The organism is Citrobacter sp. CRE-46 (assembly GCF_059615875.1).
In genome coordinates this window covers 2782168-2797755 of sequence record NZ_CM184341.1, presented here as the reverse complement: position 1 = coordinate 2797755, position 15588 = coordinate 2782168, and the positions used below count along the sequence as shown (strand labels likewise).

Here is a 15588-nt window from a genome sequence, read left to right as displayed (position 1 = left end):
AGGAGTTTACCGTGATTCATACACGATTCATGCACTTTTCATGCACCCATCTTAGCTACTCTCAGAAAGATGGCTACCTCTGGAGGAAAAAACTTAGCAATCGAACATTGTCGGTAAGTCTTAGGACTCGACTACCAGAGATTGCAAAATTTAGAGCACAAAAGTTGACCATTCAGTATGTAAGATTCAAAGAGCTTTCTCTTCCATTTGAGAGCTTAAGAAACGCCCTTAAGTCATATCGTGACCGTTTGGTTGATGATGCTTTGTTGATGGTCTTGGAAGGTGGTTCAGATATGTCTACGATGCCGTTAACCACCGTATACGAGAAAGCTGTGCATCCTGTCAGTGAGGTTCTGGAAGAATGGTGTGAAGATAATCGTGCTGATTGGAAGTTACGGACAGAGAAGCTAAATCGACGAAGCGTTAACTTATTCATCGAATGGGCTAAAAGACATTCAATAAAAAATGTTGAAGATGTTACTAAGCAGCACATAGCAGACTTTAAGCGATTTCTTGATGAACGCTACCAAGCACCAAGAAGCCGACAGGATGCCCTGATAAAACTACAGGCGTTGTTCAATTTCTGCATAGATAAGAGGGATTACTTAACAGCAAATCCTGTTAAAGGGATGACTTACTCTAAGGTCACAAGCATTAATCATAAGACAGAGATAACTCCTTCAGAATATGAGAAGGTGATGAAGACTGATTATGTGAAGGGTTATGAAGACCTAAAGTGGCTTTTAGCCATACTATGGAATACAGGAATGAGAATAGGGGAGGCAATCCAGTTACGTCCCGAAGATTTCCGTATTGTTGATGGTATTAAGTGTATAAGCATCAACACAGAAGATGGTAAGAAGGTCAAAAATGAAACCTCTATTCGAGACATACCAATAAGTGAAGCACTTCTTCAGATGGGGATATGGGATACCAAACCAAGATTAGGATGGACTAAAAACAATGCAGCAGGAAGTCGTATAGCATTTGCGTTTAAGCAAATTGGTATTGAGCATAGTTCACATGATTTCCGGTATAGCCTGTCAAACAGACTTAGAGACTGTGATGTAGCTGATTCGGTACGATATAGCATTCTTGGGCATGCTCATAAAACGACCTCAGACCGTGTTTACAAGACCAGACAGCCACTAAAACAGATGCTGTTGGCTTTGAACAAGGCCGCTGTAATGAACTAGAACCAGCCAAGGATGAGGGGCTGTTAGCCCCAAATATTGTTAGTAATTATCCCTGACAACTTCATCATATCTTTCAATGAAGGTGAGTTGCTTATTACTACCATTATAACTATCAACCCATTTGTCAACAGCTTCATCGAAAAGGAATAAAAAATCAGTATAATTTATATAAACTATATTATCATAATATTGAGTTGGGTGACCTCTTTTACATACAGCAATGCTAAGACGTCTTTCTTTCCCTTGAGTAACTTTGTGTGAGTTTAGGTTAGTCATGTGAAGCAATGAATTCCTTAATTCATATAATTCATCAGAAGTTACTCCAAGGCTTTGTATATCTGAGTATGTATCAAGCCAATCTTGAAAGACTCTTTTTTTATTTCCAAATTCAATGTAAGCAATGGTATCAATGAAAGACATCAGTAATTTGAAGCTTGATAAGTAATGTTTTTTATTAAACAGGAGTTTTATTGGTTCCATGTGGTCATCATTGAGTAGCTTTTTAATATAAAAACCATCATCTTTCATATAGTTATCAAGGTAGTCAGGTAGGTCTTTTACACCTTCAATGTGATAGTTAGGGGTGTGTCTATTCCTTAACTGCTCTGAAATTGATAGCTGAATATCATATTGTAACTTACCTTTTACAACTTGCGTGACAATAGCTAAAGGGCTAGCTGGTGCATTTAGAGCTTCTAAAGCTAACTCAAAAGGAGCAAAAGAATTACCAAATCGCAAATTCGCATTATATCTTGCAAGTGTCAATTTGTTGTCCTCTAGGACAGATGGATGTATATCATAAAATAAACGACAAGAAGCTAAGTCAATATCTAAGTTTCGTTGTAAAAAATCCAATTTTTGTGCATCACTACCATCATATTCATGGGGCACTATTCCTGCATGTGTGATATGAATCCCATCAGGACAAAAACAAAATATGTTGTAGATAACCTCTTTCATATATCTATTGAACCTCCTGTTGAAACCATGTGCGCATTATCTTAGTAAATTTCATATGTTATATCCAGCAGATAACTGTTATGAATCATTAGGTTATATATAAAAAATCTGGCCTGTAAATAACAGGTATTATCAGGTGAATGAATATTCATTTTAAGGTTGTATTTATAGGTTTTCAGGTGGTTTATTGCGATATCTATGCAGTGTCTTACCAGCCCCTACACAGTCTTTATTCTGTATAACTTATTGAAATATAATGATAATTCGCACGTAATCTGTCAGGTTAAACGGTATCGTGTCAGTCATGCCTCTCTCGCCCCCTAGAAAAGCGCTATATACAGGTCTATATAGCAATTGCTGCCATAAAATTCACTCCCTAAATCATTCAGTTAGTTATAAAATCGGCATACAAAGCTAAAGGGAGATTTTTAAATGAGTGATGAGTCAATCACAGATTCCGTGAAAGATGTTGTTAAAGAGCGTCTGAAAAATCCTTTATGGGGTTACATAGCTCTTTCATGGTGTGGCTTTAACTGGCAAAACTTAGCTATCCTGTTCATGAGTAAGTCATCAGTGACTACCCGCATAGAACAAATCACAAGTGGTGAAGGTCTTGATGGTTGGTCTTTAATGGCACCTGTGTTGGTGGGTGGAATACTTGCTATCATCTCCCCTTATGCCAATTACTGGATTACCAGGACAAAGCGGTGGTTAGAAACAAAGGAGCGTGAAGGAGTTAAGGCATCATTACTGGCTGAATACAGTATGCAGCAAGAAACCGCTGAGAAGAAGGTTGAAGCGTTGAATGCTGAGAAGCTTGCTCAGGCTAAAGCGGATACGGATATTGCTAAAGAAAAAGAGCAGACAGATGCCTTAAAACGTCAGGCTGATGAACTTAGAAGAGAACTTGAAGGCATTAGAAGAGATATTGCTATTAATAATCAAACGATTGAAGGAGCCAGACGGTTAACTGAAGATGTTGTTGAAGAGTACTGGCAATGGGTGGATAAAGCTGCTGAGTTGATTGTAGCTATTGATGGTTTTGTAAGAGTAGATAACAGTACTTCCATTGCAGACTTTAAAAAGAGCATTTCGCATATTGTTGCGAAAGATGCTCTGGCTGCATCTCTAAAGACGGTCAGGGAAAGGCAGAAAGAAAAAGGCTTGAGCGGAAATGGCACGCTCTCAGACTCATTCAGATTGTCAGGTGGTCGTCCTTAATCCTCGGTCTTAATACGCTGCACAGTTGACTTAGCAACGTTGAATTGTGCAGCAACCTTAGCAATTGAGCCACCAGCAGCAAGAGCAGCTTTAATACCTTCTCTGTCAACCGCTTTACCGTTACCCCTTCCAACTACACGACCAGCAGCTTTAGCGGCTTCATAACCTTCTCTTTGACGCTCAAGCATCATTTTACGTTCAGCTTCAGCCACTGCTGAAAAGATTGTGAGAATCATCTTAGACGTGGGGTTATCGTCACCAGTTATCAGACCCTCTTTGTGGAAGTGAACCTTGATACCTTTCTGTGAGAGTTTATCCACCAGCGTTAATACATCCACGGTAGAACGCCCTAAACGTGACAGGTCGTGTACATGGATAACGTCACCTTCACGAACATAGTCGAGCATAGCCTTTAGTTGTGGGCGGTCTGTATTCTTTCCAGATGCCTTGTCAATGAATTCCTTATCCAGTGTGACCCCTTCAAGTTGGCGGTCTGTAATTTGCTGTACTGATGAAACTCGAATATAGCCAATGTTGCCCATGATGCACTCATTTGTCTTACTCATTTGATGGATTGAGTATATCGTACCGATAAAGTGTTTTACAAGGCTAATCGGTATGGTATTTACAGAGGTTTAGATATACCTTTTTAGCATGCTATATCGGTATGCTTAAGAGGTGAGGGGGTCTGTATAGCAGCTCAAAGAGAAAGTCAATGATATTTTAAAATTTTGCAAAGGAGGCTGCTTAGGCGTAGTGACGGGTACTTAGCAGCTATACATCTATGAGGTGGATTCTACCAAATCCACCAGGAGATATTTTTGAAGCTTTCGGTAAGGATGGAGTTAAGAGAGGAGGTATTGTAATTTTATTTTTGACTTAAAGGACTACAATCACCACGTCCACGGTAAAACCCCAAGCCATAGTATAGCCGCTTTATTGCTTTAATTTTTATATCCAGAGAGCCACCCTCTGTAGTTGAAAGAGTCTTGAATCCTTGTTTATCCATTTCATTGGCGACCTTCTCGAAATATTCAGCCTCAACTCTATAAAGCTTATCGGTAACTCTGTCCGTCGCTTTCTGGAATGTATCGGGGGAAATTCTGTAATAGTTTTCGCCCGCTTTTGCTGTTTCCTCGTTCAGGATTAAGCACCCAGCCATATCCAGTCCCTGAAGATTGATGCTGGGTTTAATAAAATCTTTCCCAAAAGAAGGAAGCGCAAAGAGTGTAAAAAAGAGTGAAAGAAATACTTTTCTCATTTTGAATTTGTTCTAAGTATTGACGATGATTCAATAGTATTCGTTTAAAAACTCTTAAAAGGCTTTTAAGAAGAGAGAAGAACCCCAGAAAGATGAGTCTGTTTAACATAGTCTTCTAAGTATCTTTTAAGAGAATAAAGCCTTGTCAAGACCTTTGTCAATACTCTTTAGTTCAGTTGCTTAATTTGCAGGCAAATAGTGGTTGTCCTGTGAAATAATTGTTGCAATTAATAATCACATCCATTATAGTTTCCATGTGAGCTGATAAAAAAGTTCATGTCTTGAAGTGGTAACACTTGGGGGAGTGTCAGATGGTTGACGTCAACAAGACCTCTCATTCAGGGTAATTACCTCAGCGTCATAATCATCGCACTGTTTCAGGCATGGGCTTCTTTATCAGTCCATCAATCCCCCAGATATTTTAATTACATCAGGCTAATCGGTTTTATCCGATTGGCCTTTTCACGTATGAGGTTTTATGAATGAAAAAAGAAACTAATGCTTTTATTATGGTAGATAAACGAGTTGCACAATTCCCTAAAACACTAAAACCAATTGACCGTTTGGTATACTTCATTATGCTTGATGGTGCTGATTATTATGAATCCAAGTTCGGTAGATATGCCCCCAGCATTGACTATCTGATGGTTATGTCTGGCGCTACACGCAATACAGTTATTGATTCTCTGAAAAGACTAGAATCACACAGGCTTATTGAGAAGACCAATATCAAAGGGCAGCAAAGTATTTTTAAAGTATTCACGTTGGATGTGCGTCCAGAAGTCTTATCAGAGCCTACCCTTGATGAGGGTCGTAGAGCTAAATTATCAGGTCAACCAGGAATTGACAGTAACCCAACCAAAAATTGGTTACCTACCCAACCAGAATTTGGTTACCTACCTAACCAGAAATTGGTTACATGTAAGACTAAATATAAAGACAAAAATATAAAGACTAAAGAAGAAAGACTAAAAGAGAGCTTTGAAGAAGAGTCTATTAAGATGGGAGCTTCGCTCTGTGATTCACATGAATGTGATTCTCTTGGTATTGAAGAGGCTATTAAACAATCTGACTTAGATGACCTTGAAGTAAGCCCTGAAGAGACTACTAAGCAAGATAAAGAAAACGATGATGTGAGTGTTATTAGTGACCAGAAAGATACACCTTGCCCCTGCACAGAATCAACTGACGATGAATTACCGGATGTTGACCTTGATGAAGAGAGTCCTGAAGAAGCATTAAGATGTGAACAATATAAAGCGGAGAAGAAAAAGAAATTCGAACTTGCAAAACAAAAGAACAAGATTAATGAACTGGATGATTTTGATGATAGTGACGATGATTTTACTTTTATTCCAAGAAAGAAAGTCCACATCGAACCAAAGAAAAAAATAGTTAAAGCCAGACGCGTTTATGCTGGAGGTATGCACTAATGAAAGAATATCACGGTGAAAAACGATACAAGGATTATCTGCTAAAGCGTTATAGCATTTCTCGTGAAGGTTACTTGATGAAAGATACTCGCGGGGAGGTTTACCAGATTCGACCGAAAAAGAAAGGGAAGGATTATTTCTTTTATGATGGTGTGACAGGTTTGAAGGTTGATGCTTTGAAGTTCGCTGTATTGCATTATTATGATTTGTGGGTTACGAAACAACTTAAACTTAAGAATGGTGACCCCAATAATTTAAAAGCAACCAATGTTATTGAAAAACGCTGGTGACAAACCACCAGCAATTAATCATTTTCCACCATCATCAATCGTAATAGTAATCTCATATTTCAGAAATTTAATACTGAAGCTAAACCTTGTGCTTTTAGCAATAACCATTTTAAGCAAGTTATACCCCAAAAGCACAATCAAGACAGCAAAACCCAGAGATGCTGTAAGTATCCCGTATGAGTACTGGCCTCAAAATGGCTATTTTAAGAGGTCTGAGACCTGTTTTTAGAGGATTTGAAAATGGATTATCTAATGACAGTATTAATTGACCAAGAAACTAGTAACGTTACGGTAAAAGCTGGTGAAAGCACCTTCACAGACTCCGCTAATGCTGGAGCTACAAAGGCACTTGGTAATGCTGGGACAGGTGGTGCTTTGAAGAACTACAGCGTGAACTCCAACAAGGAGGGTACATACTGATTTTCTAGCTGGATTTGATAGTTTTAAAATGTAAAATCATCTAAGTTCTACATACACGATTCATGCACTTTTCATGCGCTAAATTGATTAGCACATTGAAAAGTATAAAGTTTAAATAATGGTAAACATGTCCCAACTGGCGATGGCCGAAAGGTGAGAGAAGCGAGAGAGCCGCTGGAACGTGCGGGTGAGTTGATGGTAATTATCATTGTTACTCATTTTTTGTTCTCGTTCTGTTTAGGTGTGGTTAAGAAGTTTACCGTGAATCATTCACTTTTCATAAACACACCTTTGTATCCGCTTTTGCGTAACCACTTTTTATAGCGAAATACCAGCAGCACAATAAAACAGGAGGCGTAGATAATAGGGGACGGTGACAACACTTTGACCGACCATAGGTAATGAACCGGGAGTAAAATGGCAGTCAGGTAGACGTAGTTGTGCAACGTTTGCCAGCGTTTGCCCATTTTACGCTGTGCGGCCTGCGTGGAGGTCAGCGTCAGCAGGAGTAAGATAACCCAACCCGTCATGCCCAGCGTGAGCCATGGCCGTGAAACCAGCTCTCGCCCCAACAATCCCAAATTTTGTATACCCAGCTCCAATAGCGCATAGCTGGTCAGATGCAGTGTGGCCCAGGCAAAACACCATAATCCTAACAAGCGTCGGGTACGAAACAGCAAAGGCTGCTTTGTATAGCGTGCGAGCGGCGATACCAGCAGGGTGGCAAGCAAGAATTTTAGCGCCGTAATGCCGGTAAAATGCTGAATGTCTTTCCCGGGATCGGCGCCCAGTGCACCCTGTTGCACTGCCCAGAAGAGCCATAGCAGGGGTAAAAAACCGGCGAGATGCAGTAGCACTTTCAGGCCGGTTATCTGCTTTGCCGTTAATCTCACTTAAAAGTTCTCCCGTAGATCCATACCCCGATATAAAGAAGCCACCTCATTGGCGTAACCGTTAAAAAGCAACGTCGGCTGGCGTTGTACATCGAGAATCCCACCGGAACCGATAAAACGTTCCGTCGCCTGAGACCAACGGGGATGATCGACATGTGGATTAACATTGGCATAAAAACCGTATTCGTTTGGCGCTGACATATTCCAGGTCGTCGGCGGGCGCTCACGTGTCAGCTTGATACTGACGATCGATTTAATACCCTTGAAGCCATATTTCCAGGGGACCGTCAGGCGTATCGGCGCCCCGTTTTGCGGCGGCAATGCTTTGCCATACACGCCCACGGTCAGGAGGGTAAGAGGGTGCATGGCCTCATCCAAACGCAAACCTTCAACATAGGGGTATTTCAACCCACCACCAATGAAGCGATCTTTCTGACCGGGCATTTCATCGGGGGCGTAGCGTGTTTCAAAGGCAACGTATTTGGCGTCGCTGGTGGGTTCAACCTGCGCCAATAATTTATGTAAGGGAAAGCCAATCCACGGCACAACCATCGACCACGCTTCAACGCAACGCATCCGGTAAATACGTTCTTCTAACGGAAAACGTGTGGTCAACGCATCATGATCCAACGTTAAGGGTTTGTTCACCTCACCGCTGATGGTTAATGTCCAGGGATCGGTTTTCAGGCTACCGGCATTGGCGGCAGGATCGGCCTTATCCAGACCAAATTCATAGAAATTGTTATAGCCCGTCACCTTGTCTTCCGGCGTCAGGGGTAGTGTGCTTTGCCAGGCATCCGGTTTTATAAACTCGAGCGGTTTCCCCGCCGGTGCAGGCGCGCGATCGTTGCCCTTAAACCAATTCAGTAGATTCGCCTGCGTCGGAGAGGAGAGAGAAGCGGCTGCAGCACCTATCCCAAGCGCTTTGAGGACCTGTCGTCTTTGCATAAAAAAAACTGATTCGGCGGTAACATCAGCTTCCCGAAGTGGATGTTTTTTCTGCATAACTATTCCTTTTTATTTTCATGTTAAGGAAAACAAAGCGACGTTTCCCTGTTGATGCGTGACTTTCTGTAACGACATCCTTGATCCAGGCGTATCCCAGGATCCTCACGAAAAGTTAAAAATTTTGTGATAACTTCCGCCCCTTGCCTGAGGTAAGCTTTCAGTTCAACGAGAGGGGATGACACTGATGGCCGGCGCAAAAAAGATATTTTTGGTGGAAGATGACTGCGATATTGCCTCACTTTTGCAGCTTAGCCTGAAGGATGAGGGATATGAAATTATCCATGAGGCAGATGGAACGCGCGCGCTTGAACAACTGGAAAAACATGTCTGGGATGCGGTTATCCTCGATTTGATGCTGCCGGGTGTCGATGGTCTGGAAATATGTCGTCGCATTCGTCAAATGAGTTTCTATTTACCCGTTATCATTATTAGCGCCCGCACCAGTGAAACTCACCGCGTTCTGGGGCTAGAGATGGGAGCCGATGATTATTTAGCCAAACCTTTCTCCGTACTGGAACTGATGGCCCGCGTGAAGGCGCTGTTTCGCCGTCAGGAGGCGATGAGTCAGAATCTACGTTTGGAGGCGGGGATCATTAGCGTCCATGGCGTGGAGATTGATCCCTTAGCCCGAGAAGTCCGCCAGCATGGCAAATCAATCGATTTGACGCCCCGTGAGTTCGATCTGCTCTATTTCTTCGCTCGTCATCCCGGCGAGGTTTTTTCGCGTCAGGCGCTGTTAGATCATGTGTGGGGCTACCAGCACGAAGGGTATGAGCATACGGTGAACAGTCATATTAATCGTCTGCGGACCAAGATTGAAAAAGATGCTGCTGAGCCGGAAATTATTCTCACCGTTTGGGGACGAGGTTATAAGCTTGCGGCGAATAACGCGGAGCATCAGTCATGATTTATCGACTGTCTTTAAGCCAGCGGCTGACCCTGGTATTTACCGCGATTATGTTGATCTGCGCGGTAGCCGTCAGCGTTGTCCAGCTACGTAATAGTCAAAAATATGGCGATGCCATGGTGCAAAGGCTGTCGCTGGAACTGGCGAGCAAGATTGTCAAAAGTGAGTCACTGATTGATACCCGCGGGCAGATCAATCGACAGACGTTAAAAGGACTGTTTAATCACCTGATGACGCTCAATCCAAGCGTCGAACTGTATCTGGTTTCACCAGCAGGTGACATACTCGCCGATGCCGCACCGCCCGGGCATATTCAGCGCCAGAAAATTACCGTGCAGCCGATTCAGGATTTTCTAAATTCGGATGGTTTGCCAGTGTATGGCGATGATCCGCGCAGCAATCAGCAGAAGGTCTTTAGTGCGGCGCCAGTGATGCTTAACGGCCAACTGCATGGTTATCTGTACATTATTCTCCAGGGCGAAAATCTGCATATGCTGGCAAATACCGCCTGGCAGAAAACGCTCTGGAACACGGTGGCAGGAACGTTAATTCTGGTTTTATTAGCCGGCGGAATTGCGGGCTTGCTGGTGTGGCGATGGGTGACGCATCCGGTAAAAAGGTTGACCGCGCAGGTGGTCAAAATGGAGCAGGACAGTATTAGCGTCATTAAGCAGTTGGCGCAGAAAAAGCCCGATCCGTCACCGGGGAATGAAATTGCGTTGTTGAACAATGCGTTTATAGAGCTGGCACAGCAAATTGCACAGCAGTGGGATTTGTTAGCTGACAGCGATCGCCAGCGCAGAGAGTTTATTGCCAATATATCTCACGATTTACGCACGCCGCTCACCTCGCTGCTGGGCTATCTGGAAATGTTGTCGCTGAAAGCCGACACGATAACGCCAGAGGAAAACAGGCATTATCTTAGTATCGCGTTGCGCCAGGGGCATAAGGTTCGCCATCTGTCACAACAACTGTTTGAGCTGGCGAGGCTGGAGCACGGCGGCATAAAACCTCAGCGCGAACGTTTTGCTATTGGCGAATTGATCCAGGATGTGGCGCAGAAGTTTGATCTCCCTGTTGCCACACGCCATTTACAGTTACACCTTGACGTGATGGGGCCGTTACCGCTGGTAAATGCCGATTTATCGATGATGGAAAGGGTGGTGACGAATTTGCTGGATAATGCTATCCGCCATACACCTGACGGGGGAGATGTATGGCTAAAAATCTGGCGTGATGAAGACCGACTGGTAGCAGAGGTGCAGGACAGCGGCCCAGGCGTGGAAATGGGGGTACGCGAAGTGTTATTTCAGCGCCCAACCGCGTTAACTCCCCGTGAGCAGCGCGGCGGTCTGGGATTGCTGATTGTGCGAAGAATGCTTGAACTGCATGGCGGCGATATCAATCTGGTTAATTCAACGGCAGGCGCGTGCTTCCGCTTTTGGTTGCCGCTGACGGATTCTCCATACATAGGGTAAATGTTGGTAGGTTGTCAGTGATAATGAGAATTTTTATCATATATCGATAATTCATCATCTTATACTCGACAAGTGCAAGGAGATTGTATGTCACAGGATGTCGACAACCAGTATATCGCCCGGACCAAAGCCGTTGCTGGCTGTTTTTCTATGTTTTTGCTGATGTTTGGTCTCACGTTTACCCCGTTGTTTTTTCCCGCAAGCCAGGAGCTGCTCGCCAAAGGATTACTCTTCCCGCTGTTGTTTATGCTGGAATTTATCGTACTGGTTCCGCTGTATTATTTCTTCTTCAGGAAAAGAGAAGGGCTGGGCAAAGGGATCTTCAATGCCCGCTGGTTTGGCATTTTATTTGCGGCCCTGCTTTTTATTCAGCTTATCTTGCCGTGGTTGATAGGTCTCAGACAAACCGAAGCGTGGGTAACCAGCCAGATATCCTTAAACAACTACGCGCTGTGGTTATCCACTTTGACCCTGATATTTTTTGCGCCAGTTTATGAAGAAATTGTTTTCAGGGGCTGTTTATTCAACGCATTCCAGTATTGGTTCAATAATAAAACCTGGCTGTCGTCAGTCGTGGTATCGATCATTTTTGCCGTGATGCATACCCAGTATGTGGATCTGCGCACGCTGCTGATGCTGTTTCTTGTGTCGCAGGTTTTAATCCTTGCCAGACTGAAAAGCAACGGACTGCTGATGCCGATGACGCTGCATATCGTGATGAACGGGACGGTTATTGTCCTGCAAATGGCAGCGTCTTCATAAGTGATGATGCCCGAAGCCGGGCATCCTTGATTAAACGTGCAGACGATGGTGCAAACGCGCACCGACCAGCAACGCCAGCACCAGCATCAGGGCGATAAATCCGCCCACGCCGTTCCAGCCGTAGCTATGCCAGAACACACCGCCCAGCGTACCGGCAATACTGGAGCCCAGGTAATAGCTGAACAGATACAGGGAAGAGGCCTGGCCTTTAGCGCGTTTCGCCCGTGGCCCAATCCAACTGCTTGCCACAGAGTGCGCGGCAAAGAACCCGGCAGAAAAGAGCAGCATCCCGGCGAAGATCAGCCATAGTGAGGTAAACAGGGTCATCAATAGCCCAAAAAGCATCACGCCGGTGGAAACGATCATCACCGGGCCGCGACCATAGCGGGTGGTCATGGAACCTGCTTTCGGCGAACTCCAGGTCCCGGTCAGATATGCCACGGATAACAGGCCGACAACAGCCTGACTGAGTTCCCACGGAGAGAGCATCAGGCGATAGCCGATGTAATTAAACAGTGTGACAAACGACCCCATCAGCAAAAAACCTTCCGCAAACAGTAGCGGTAACCCCCTGTCGCGCCAGTGCAAACGGAAATTGATGAACAATGATTTAGGTCGCAGCGACGTGGGCCTGAAATGACGGGACTCTGGCAAAATTTTCCAGAACATCAGCGCGGAGGCGAGGGCAAAACAGCCGATCGCCGCCAGCGCGATACGCCAGTTGAAAAAGTCGGTGAATACGCCGCTGATCAAGCGACCACTCATACCGCCAATTGAGTTGCCACTGATATACAAACCCATTGAGAAAGCCACGAAGCTGGGATGAATTTCCTCACTCAGATAGGTCATCCCCACCGCCGCCACGCCGCTCAGCGACAGACCGATCAGCGCGCGCATGATTAAAATCCCGTGCCAGCTGGTCATCATTGTTGAAAGCAGCGTACAGCAGGAGGCGAGTAGCAGTGCCGTAACCATTACCGGCTTACGACCTATCGCATCGGAAAGCGGGCCAGTAAACAGTAAACCGATGGCCAGCATTGCCGTAGAGATGGAAAGCGAAATACTGCTGCTGGCAGGGGAAACCCCAAACTCGTGCGAGAGCACCGGCAGTATGGGCTGCACGCAATAGAGCAGGGCAAATGTCGCCAGCCCGGCAGAAAACAGCGCCAGCGTAACGCGCATAAAAGGGGATGTGCCGCGTTTGATAAAACCATCCGGCAGGGTAACGCTCTCGTCAATATCGCTTGCCGGCGCGGTATCGACCGTTGTTGTACGACTCACCTGGAATCCTTGCTTAATATTTTGCTACTACAGGACCAGCCTTAAGAGTATGAAAATCCCAATATTCTGTCTAATATATTAATAATCTCAAATAATATTTTAAAAATATGAATATCGAACTTCGTCATTTACGCTACTTCGTGGCGGTTGCGGAAGAGTTGCATTTTGGCCGGGCGGCAGCGCGGCTGAATATTTCGCAACCACCGTTAAGCCAGCAGATCCAAATCCTGGAACAACAGATTGGCGCCCGGTTATTGGCGCGAACTAACCGTAGCGTGGCCCTCACTGCCGCCGGAAAACAGTTTCTGGCGGACAGCCGACAGATCCTTAGCCTGGTTAATGAAGCCGCCGCCCGGGCAGAGCGTTTGCATCTCGGAGAAGCAGGGGAATTGCGTATCGGCTTTACGTCATCAGCGCCGTTTATCAAAGCGGTGTCAGATACGCTCTCCCTGTTTCGCCAGCGCTATCCGGTGGTGCATATGCAAACCCGCGAAATGAATACGCGCGAGCAAATTGCCCCACTTAACGAAGGTACTCTGGATCTGGGGCTTATGCGCAACACGCAACTCCCGGAAACGCTGGCGCGAGAGGTTATTCTGCATGAACCGCTGATGGCGATGATCCCACGAGCGCATCCGTTGGCGCAAAAGCCCGTAGTGACGCTGGCTGAGCTGGCTAATGAGCCATTTGTCTTTTTTGACCCGCATGTGGGAACGGGGTTGTATGACGACATTCTGGGTCTGATGCGTCGCTATGATCTCAAACCGACGATTACTCAGGAGGTAGGCGAGGCGATGACCATCATTGGGTTAGTGGCCGCGGGGTTGGGCGTTTCGATCCTGCCCGCTTCCTTTAAACGGGTGCAACTGTATGAAATGTGCTGGATCCCGATAGCAGAGGAAGATGCCGTCTCCGAAATGTGGTTAGTCTGGCCTAAGCATCATGAGCAAAGTCATGCCGCGCAACGTTTTCGTGAACAACTGCTGGCGGCGGTCCAGGCAATTAATTTAGTTTAAATATGGGTGAAAATGTGCAGTAAATCACAAGGCTAAGTAAAAAGTTGACGGAAGCCATTGAAGTGCTTCACCATAGCCCGCAGATTATTTCGGAGCGCGAAAATAAAGGGAGTAAGTGGTGGTTGCTGATAGTCAGCCTGGGCATATCGATCAAATTAAGCAGACCAATGCGGGCGCGGTCTATCGCCTGATTGATCAGCTGGGACCGGTATCGCGTATTGATCTCTCTCGCCTGGCACAATTGGCGCCTGCCAGTATTACCAAAATTGTCCGCGAAATGCTTGAAGCCCACCTGGTACAAGAGCTGGAAATCAAAGAAGCAGGGAGTCGTGGGCGTCCGGCCGTGGGGCTGGTTGTCGAAACCGAAGCCTGGCATTATTTATCCATTCGCATCAGTCGCGGCGAGATTTTTCTGGCGCTGCGCGATCTAAGCAGCAAGCTGGTGGTTGAGGATTGCCTGGAAATGGCGCTGGTCAGTGAAACACCTCTGCTGGAGCGTATCATTACCCAGGTCGATCAGTTTTTCATCCGCCACCAGCAAAAGCTGGAACGCTTGACCTCCATCGCCATCACGCTACCTGGCATAATCGATACCGAAAACGGCATCGTACATCGCATGCCGTTTTACGATGATGTCAAAGAGATGCCGTTGGGAGAAGCGCTCGAAAACCATACCGGCGTGCCGGTCTATATTCAGCATGATATCAGCGCCTGGACCATGGCGGAGGCGCTTTTTGGCGCATCACGTGGCGCACGCGATGTCATCCAGGTCGTTATTGACCATAACGTCGGCGCAGGGGTGATAACCGACGGTCATTTACTGCATGCCGGGAGCAGTAGCCTGGTGGAAATTGGTCATACGCAGGTGGATCCTTACGGTAAACGCTGCTATTGCGGTAATCATGGCTGTCTGGAAACCATCGCCAGCGTCGACAGCGTGCTGGAACTGGCGCAGGTGCGGCTGAAGCAGTCAATGAGCTCTTCACTGCATGGACAACCGTTAACGGTAGACGCACTGTGTCTGGCGGCGATGCAGGGTGATTTATTGGCAAAAGATATCATTAGCGGCGTCGGGACCCACGTCGGACGCATCCTTGCCATCATGGTGAATTTGTTCAACCCGCAAAAGATATTGATTGGTTCTCCGCTCAGCAAAGCGGCGGATATACTGTTTCCCACCATTGCTGACAGCATTCGTCAGCAGGCGCTCCCGGCGTATAGTCAGCATATTGTGGTCGAAAGTACGCAGTTTACCAACCAGGGAACCATGGCAGGGGCCGCGCTCGTTAAGGACGCGATGTATAACGGTTCTTTGTTGATACGTCTATTACAGGGTTAACATTTTTTAACTGTTGTACGAAAAATTGCGCTATCTCAAGCTGATTCCGGTCGTCATACCTTAGACTTTCTCCACTGTTTTATTTTCCTGACTTATATTTTCAAAGCATAACGGTGGAGTTAG

16 protein-coding genes are annotated in these 15588 nt (G+C 45.6%); 10 read left to right on the top strand and 6 right to left on the bottom strand.

The window, feature by feature from the left end:
- The first annotated feature begins 11 nt into the window (after positions 1 to 11).
- Entirely contained in the window at positions 12 to 1196 is a 1185-nt protein-coding gene (locus AC534G_RS13585) for a site-specific integrase (protein WP_496594414.1), read from the top strand.
- Positions 1197 to 1235: 39 nt separating this feature from the next.
- Here the strand turns inward: AC534G_RS13585 and AC534G_RS13580 are convergent, their stop codons facing one another.
- Positions 1236 to 2156, bottom strand: coding sequence for a hypothetical protein (locus tag AC534G_RS13580; RefSeq protein WP_174770287.1), 921 nt, complete (start codon positions 2154 to 2156; stop codon positions 1236 to 1238).
- A gap of 432 nt (positions 2157 to 2588) precedes the next feature.
- Between AC534G_RS13580 and AC534G_RS13575 the strand changes: the two genes are divergently transcribed.
- The gene (locus AC534G_RS13575; RefSeq protein WP_071697151.1) at positions 2589 to 3377 is read left to right on the top strand and encodes a hypothetical protein; all 789 of its coding nucleotides are present in this window, start codon (positions 2589 to 2591) and stop codon (positions 3375 to 3377) included.
- Here AC534G_RS13575 and AC534G_RS13570 read toward each other — a convergent pair.
- Positions 3374 to 3919, bottom strand: coding sequence for a recombinase family protein (locus tag AC534G_RS13570; RefSeq protein WP_071697150.1), 546 nt, complete (start codon positions 3917 to 3919; stop codon positions 3374 to 3376). The genes AC534G_RS13575 and AC534G_RS13570 overlap by 4 nt on opposite strands.
- Positions 3920 to 4245: 326 nt before the next feature.
- A complete protein-coding gene (locus AC534G_RS13565; protein ID WP_239006964.1) occupies positions 4246 to 4638 on the bottom strand; it encodes a hypothetical protein in 393 nt (130 codons plus the stop codon).
- A 482-nt stretch (positions 4639 to 5120) separates the two neighbouring features.
- On the opposite strand from AC534G_RS13565, the gene AC534G_RS13560 reads away from it, so the two are divergent.
- From AC534G_RS13560 to AC534G_RS13550, 3 genes are all read left to right on the top strand, one after another.
- Complete coding sequence (locus AC534G_RS13560; RefSeq protein WP_174770286.1) at positions 5121 to 6071, top strand: helix-turn-helix domain-containing protein; 951 nt, start codon at positions 5121 to 5123, stop codon at positions 6069 to 6071.
- Complete coding sequence (locus AC534G_RS13555; protein WP_174770285.1) at positions 6071 to 6361, top strand: hypothetical protein; 291 nt, start codon at positions 6071 to 6073, stop codon at positions 6359 to 6361. Before AC534G_RS13560 ends, AC534G_RS13555 begins: the two co-directional genes overlap by 1 nt.
- Before the next feature lie 240 nt (positions 6362 to 6601).
- Positions 6602 to 6781, top strand: coding sequence for a hypothetical protein (locus AC534G_RS13550; protein WP_174770176.1), 180 nt, complete (start codon positions 6602 to 6604; stop codon positions 6779 to 6781).
- A 266-nt stretch (positions 6782 to 7047) separates the two neighbouring features.
- Here the strand turns inward: AC534G_RS13550 and msrQ are convergent, their stop codons facing one another.
- Together msrQ and msrP are read right to left on the bottom strand one after the other, a co-directional pair.
- Entirely contained in the window at positions 7048 to 7674 is a 627-nt protein-coding gene (msrQ, locus tag AC534G_RS13545) for a protein-methionine-sulfoxide reductase heme-binding subunit MsrQ (protein WP_038640482.1), read from the bottom strand.
- Complete coding sequence (gene msrP, locus AC534G_RS13540) at positions 7675 to 8679, bottom strand: protein-methionine-sulfoxide reductase catalytic subunit MsrP (RefSeq protein WP_038640484.1); 1005 nt, start codon at positions 8677 to 8679, stop codon at positions 7675 to 7677.
- Between the two features lie 187 nt (positions 8680 to 8866).
- On the opposite strand from msrP, the gene AC534G_RS13535 reads away from it, so the two are divergent.
- The 3 genes from AC534G_RS13535 to AC534G_RS13525 all read left to right on the top strand — a co-directional run bounded on the left by AC534G_RS13535 (position 8867) and on the right by AC534G_RS13525 (position 11829).
- On the top strand, positions 8867 to 9589 hold the full coding sequence (locus AC534G_RS13535; RefSeq protein ID WP_038640487.1) for a winged helix-turn-helix domain-containing protein: 723 nt from the start codon (positions 8867 to 8869) through the stop codon (positions 9587 to 9589).
- Positions 9586 to 11067, top strand: coding sequence for a sensor histidine kinase (locus AC534G_RS13530; protein ID WP_110498091.1), 1482 nt, complete (start codon positions 9586 to 9588; stop codon positions 11065 to 11067). Before AC534G_RS13535 ends, AC534G_RS13530 begins: the two co-directional genes overlap by 4 nt.
- Before the next feature lie 87 nt (positions 11068 to 11154).
- On the top strand, positions 11155 to 11829 hold the full coding sequence (locus AC534G_RS13525; protein ID WP_042308544.1) for a CPBP family intramembrane glutamic endopeptidase: 675 nt from the start codon (positions 11155 to 11157) through the stop codon (positions 11827 to 11829).
- Between the two features lie 30 nt (positions 11830 to 11859).
- Here AC534G_RS13525 and ynfM read toward each other — a convergent pair whose 3' ends face one another.
- The gene (gene ynfM, locus AC534G_RS13520; protein ID WP_038640493.1) at positions 11860 to 13110 is read right to left on the bottom strand and encodes a multidrug efflux MFS transporter YnfM/SxtP(Kp); all 1251 of its coding nucleotides are present in this window, start codon (positions 13108 to 13110) and stop codon (positions 11860 to 11862) included.
- A 107-nt stretch (positions 13111 to 13217) separates the two neighbouring features.
- Here ynfM and ynfL point away from each other — a divergent pair, with 107 nt between their 5' ends.
- Positions 13218 to 14126 carry a multidrug efflux transcriptional activator YnfL/SxtR(Kp) gene (gene ynfL, locus AC534G_RS13515; RefSeq protein ID WP_069324169.1) on the top strand — a complete coding sequence of 303 codons (909 nt, stop codon included), beginning with the start codon at positions 13218 to 13220 and terminating at the stop codon, positions 14124 to 14126.
- Between the two features lie 118 nt (positions 14127 to 14244).
- Positions 14245 to 15465 (top strand): sugar metabolism global transcriptional regulator Mlc, encoded by a 1221-nt coding sequence (mlc, locus tag AC534G_RS13510; protein ID WP_069324168.1) that lies wholly within the window; start codon positions 14245 to 14247, stop codon positions 15463 to 15465.
- Positions 15466 to 15588 lie beyond the last annotated feature (123 nt).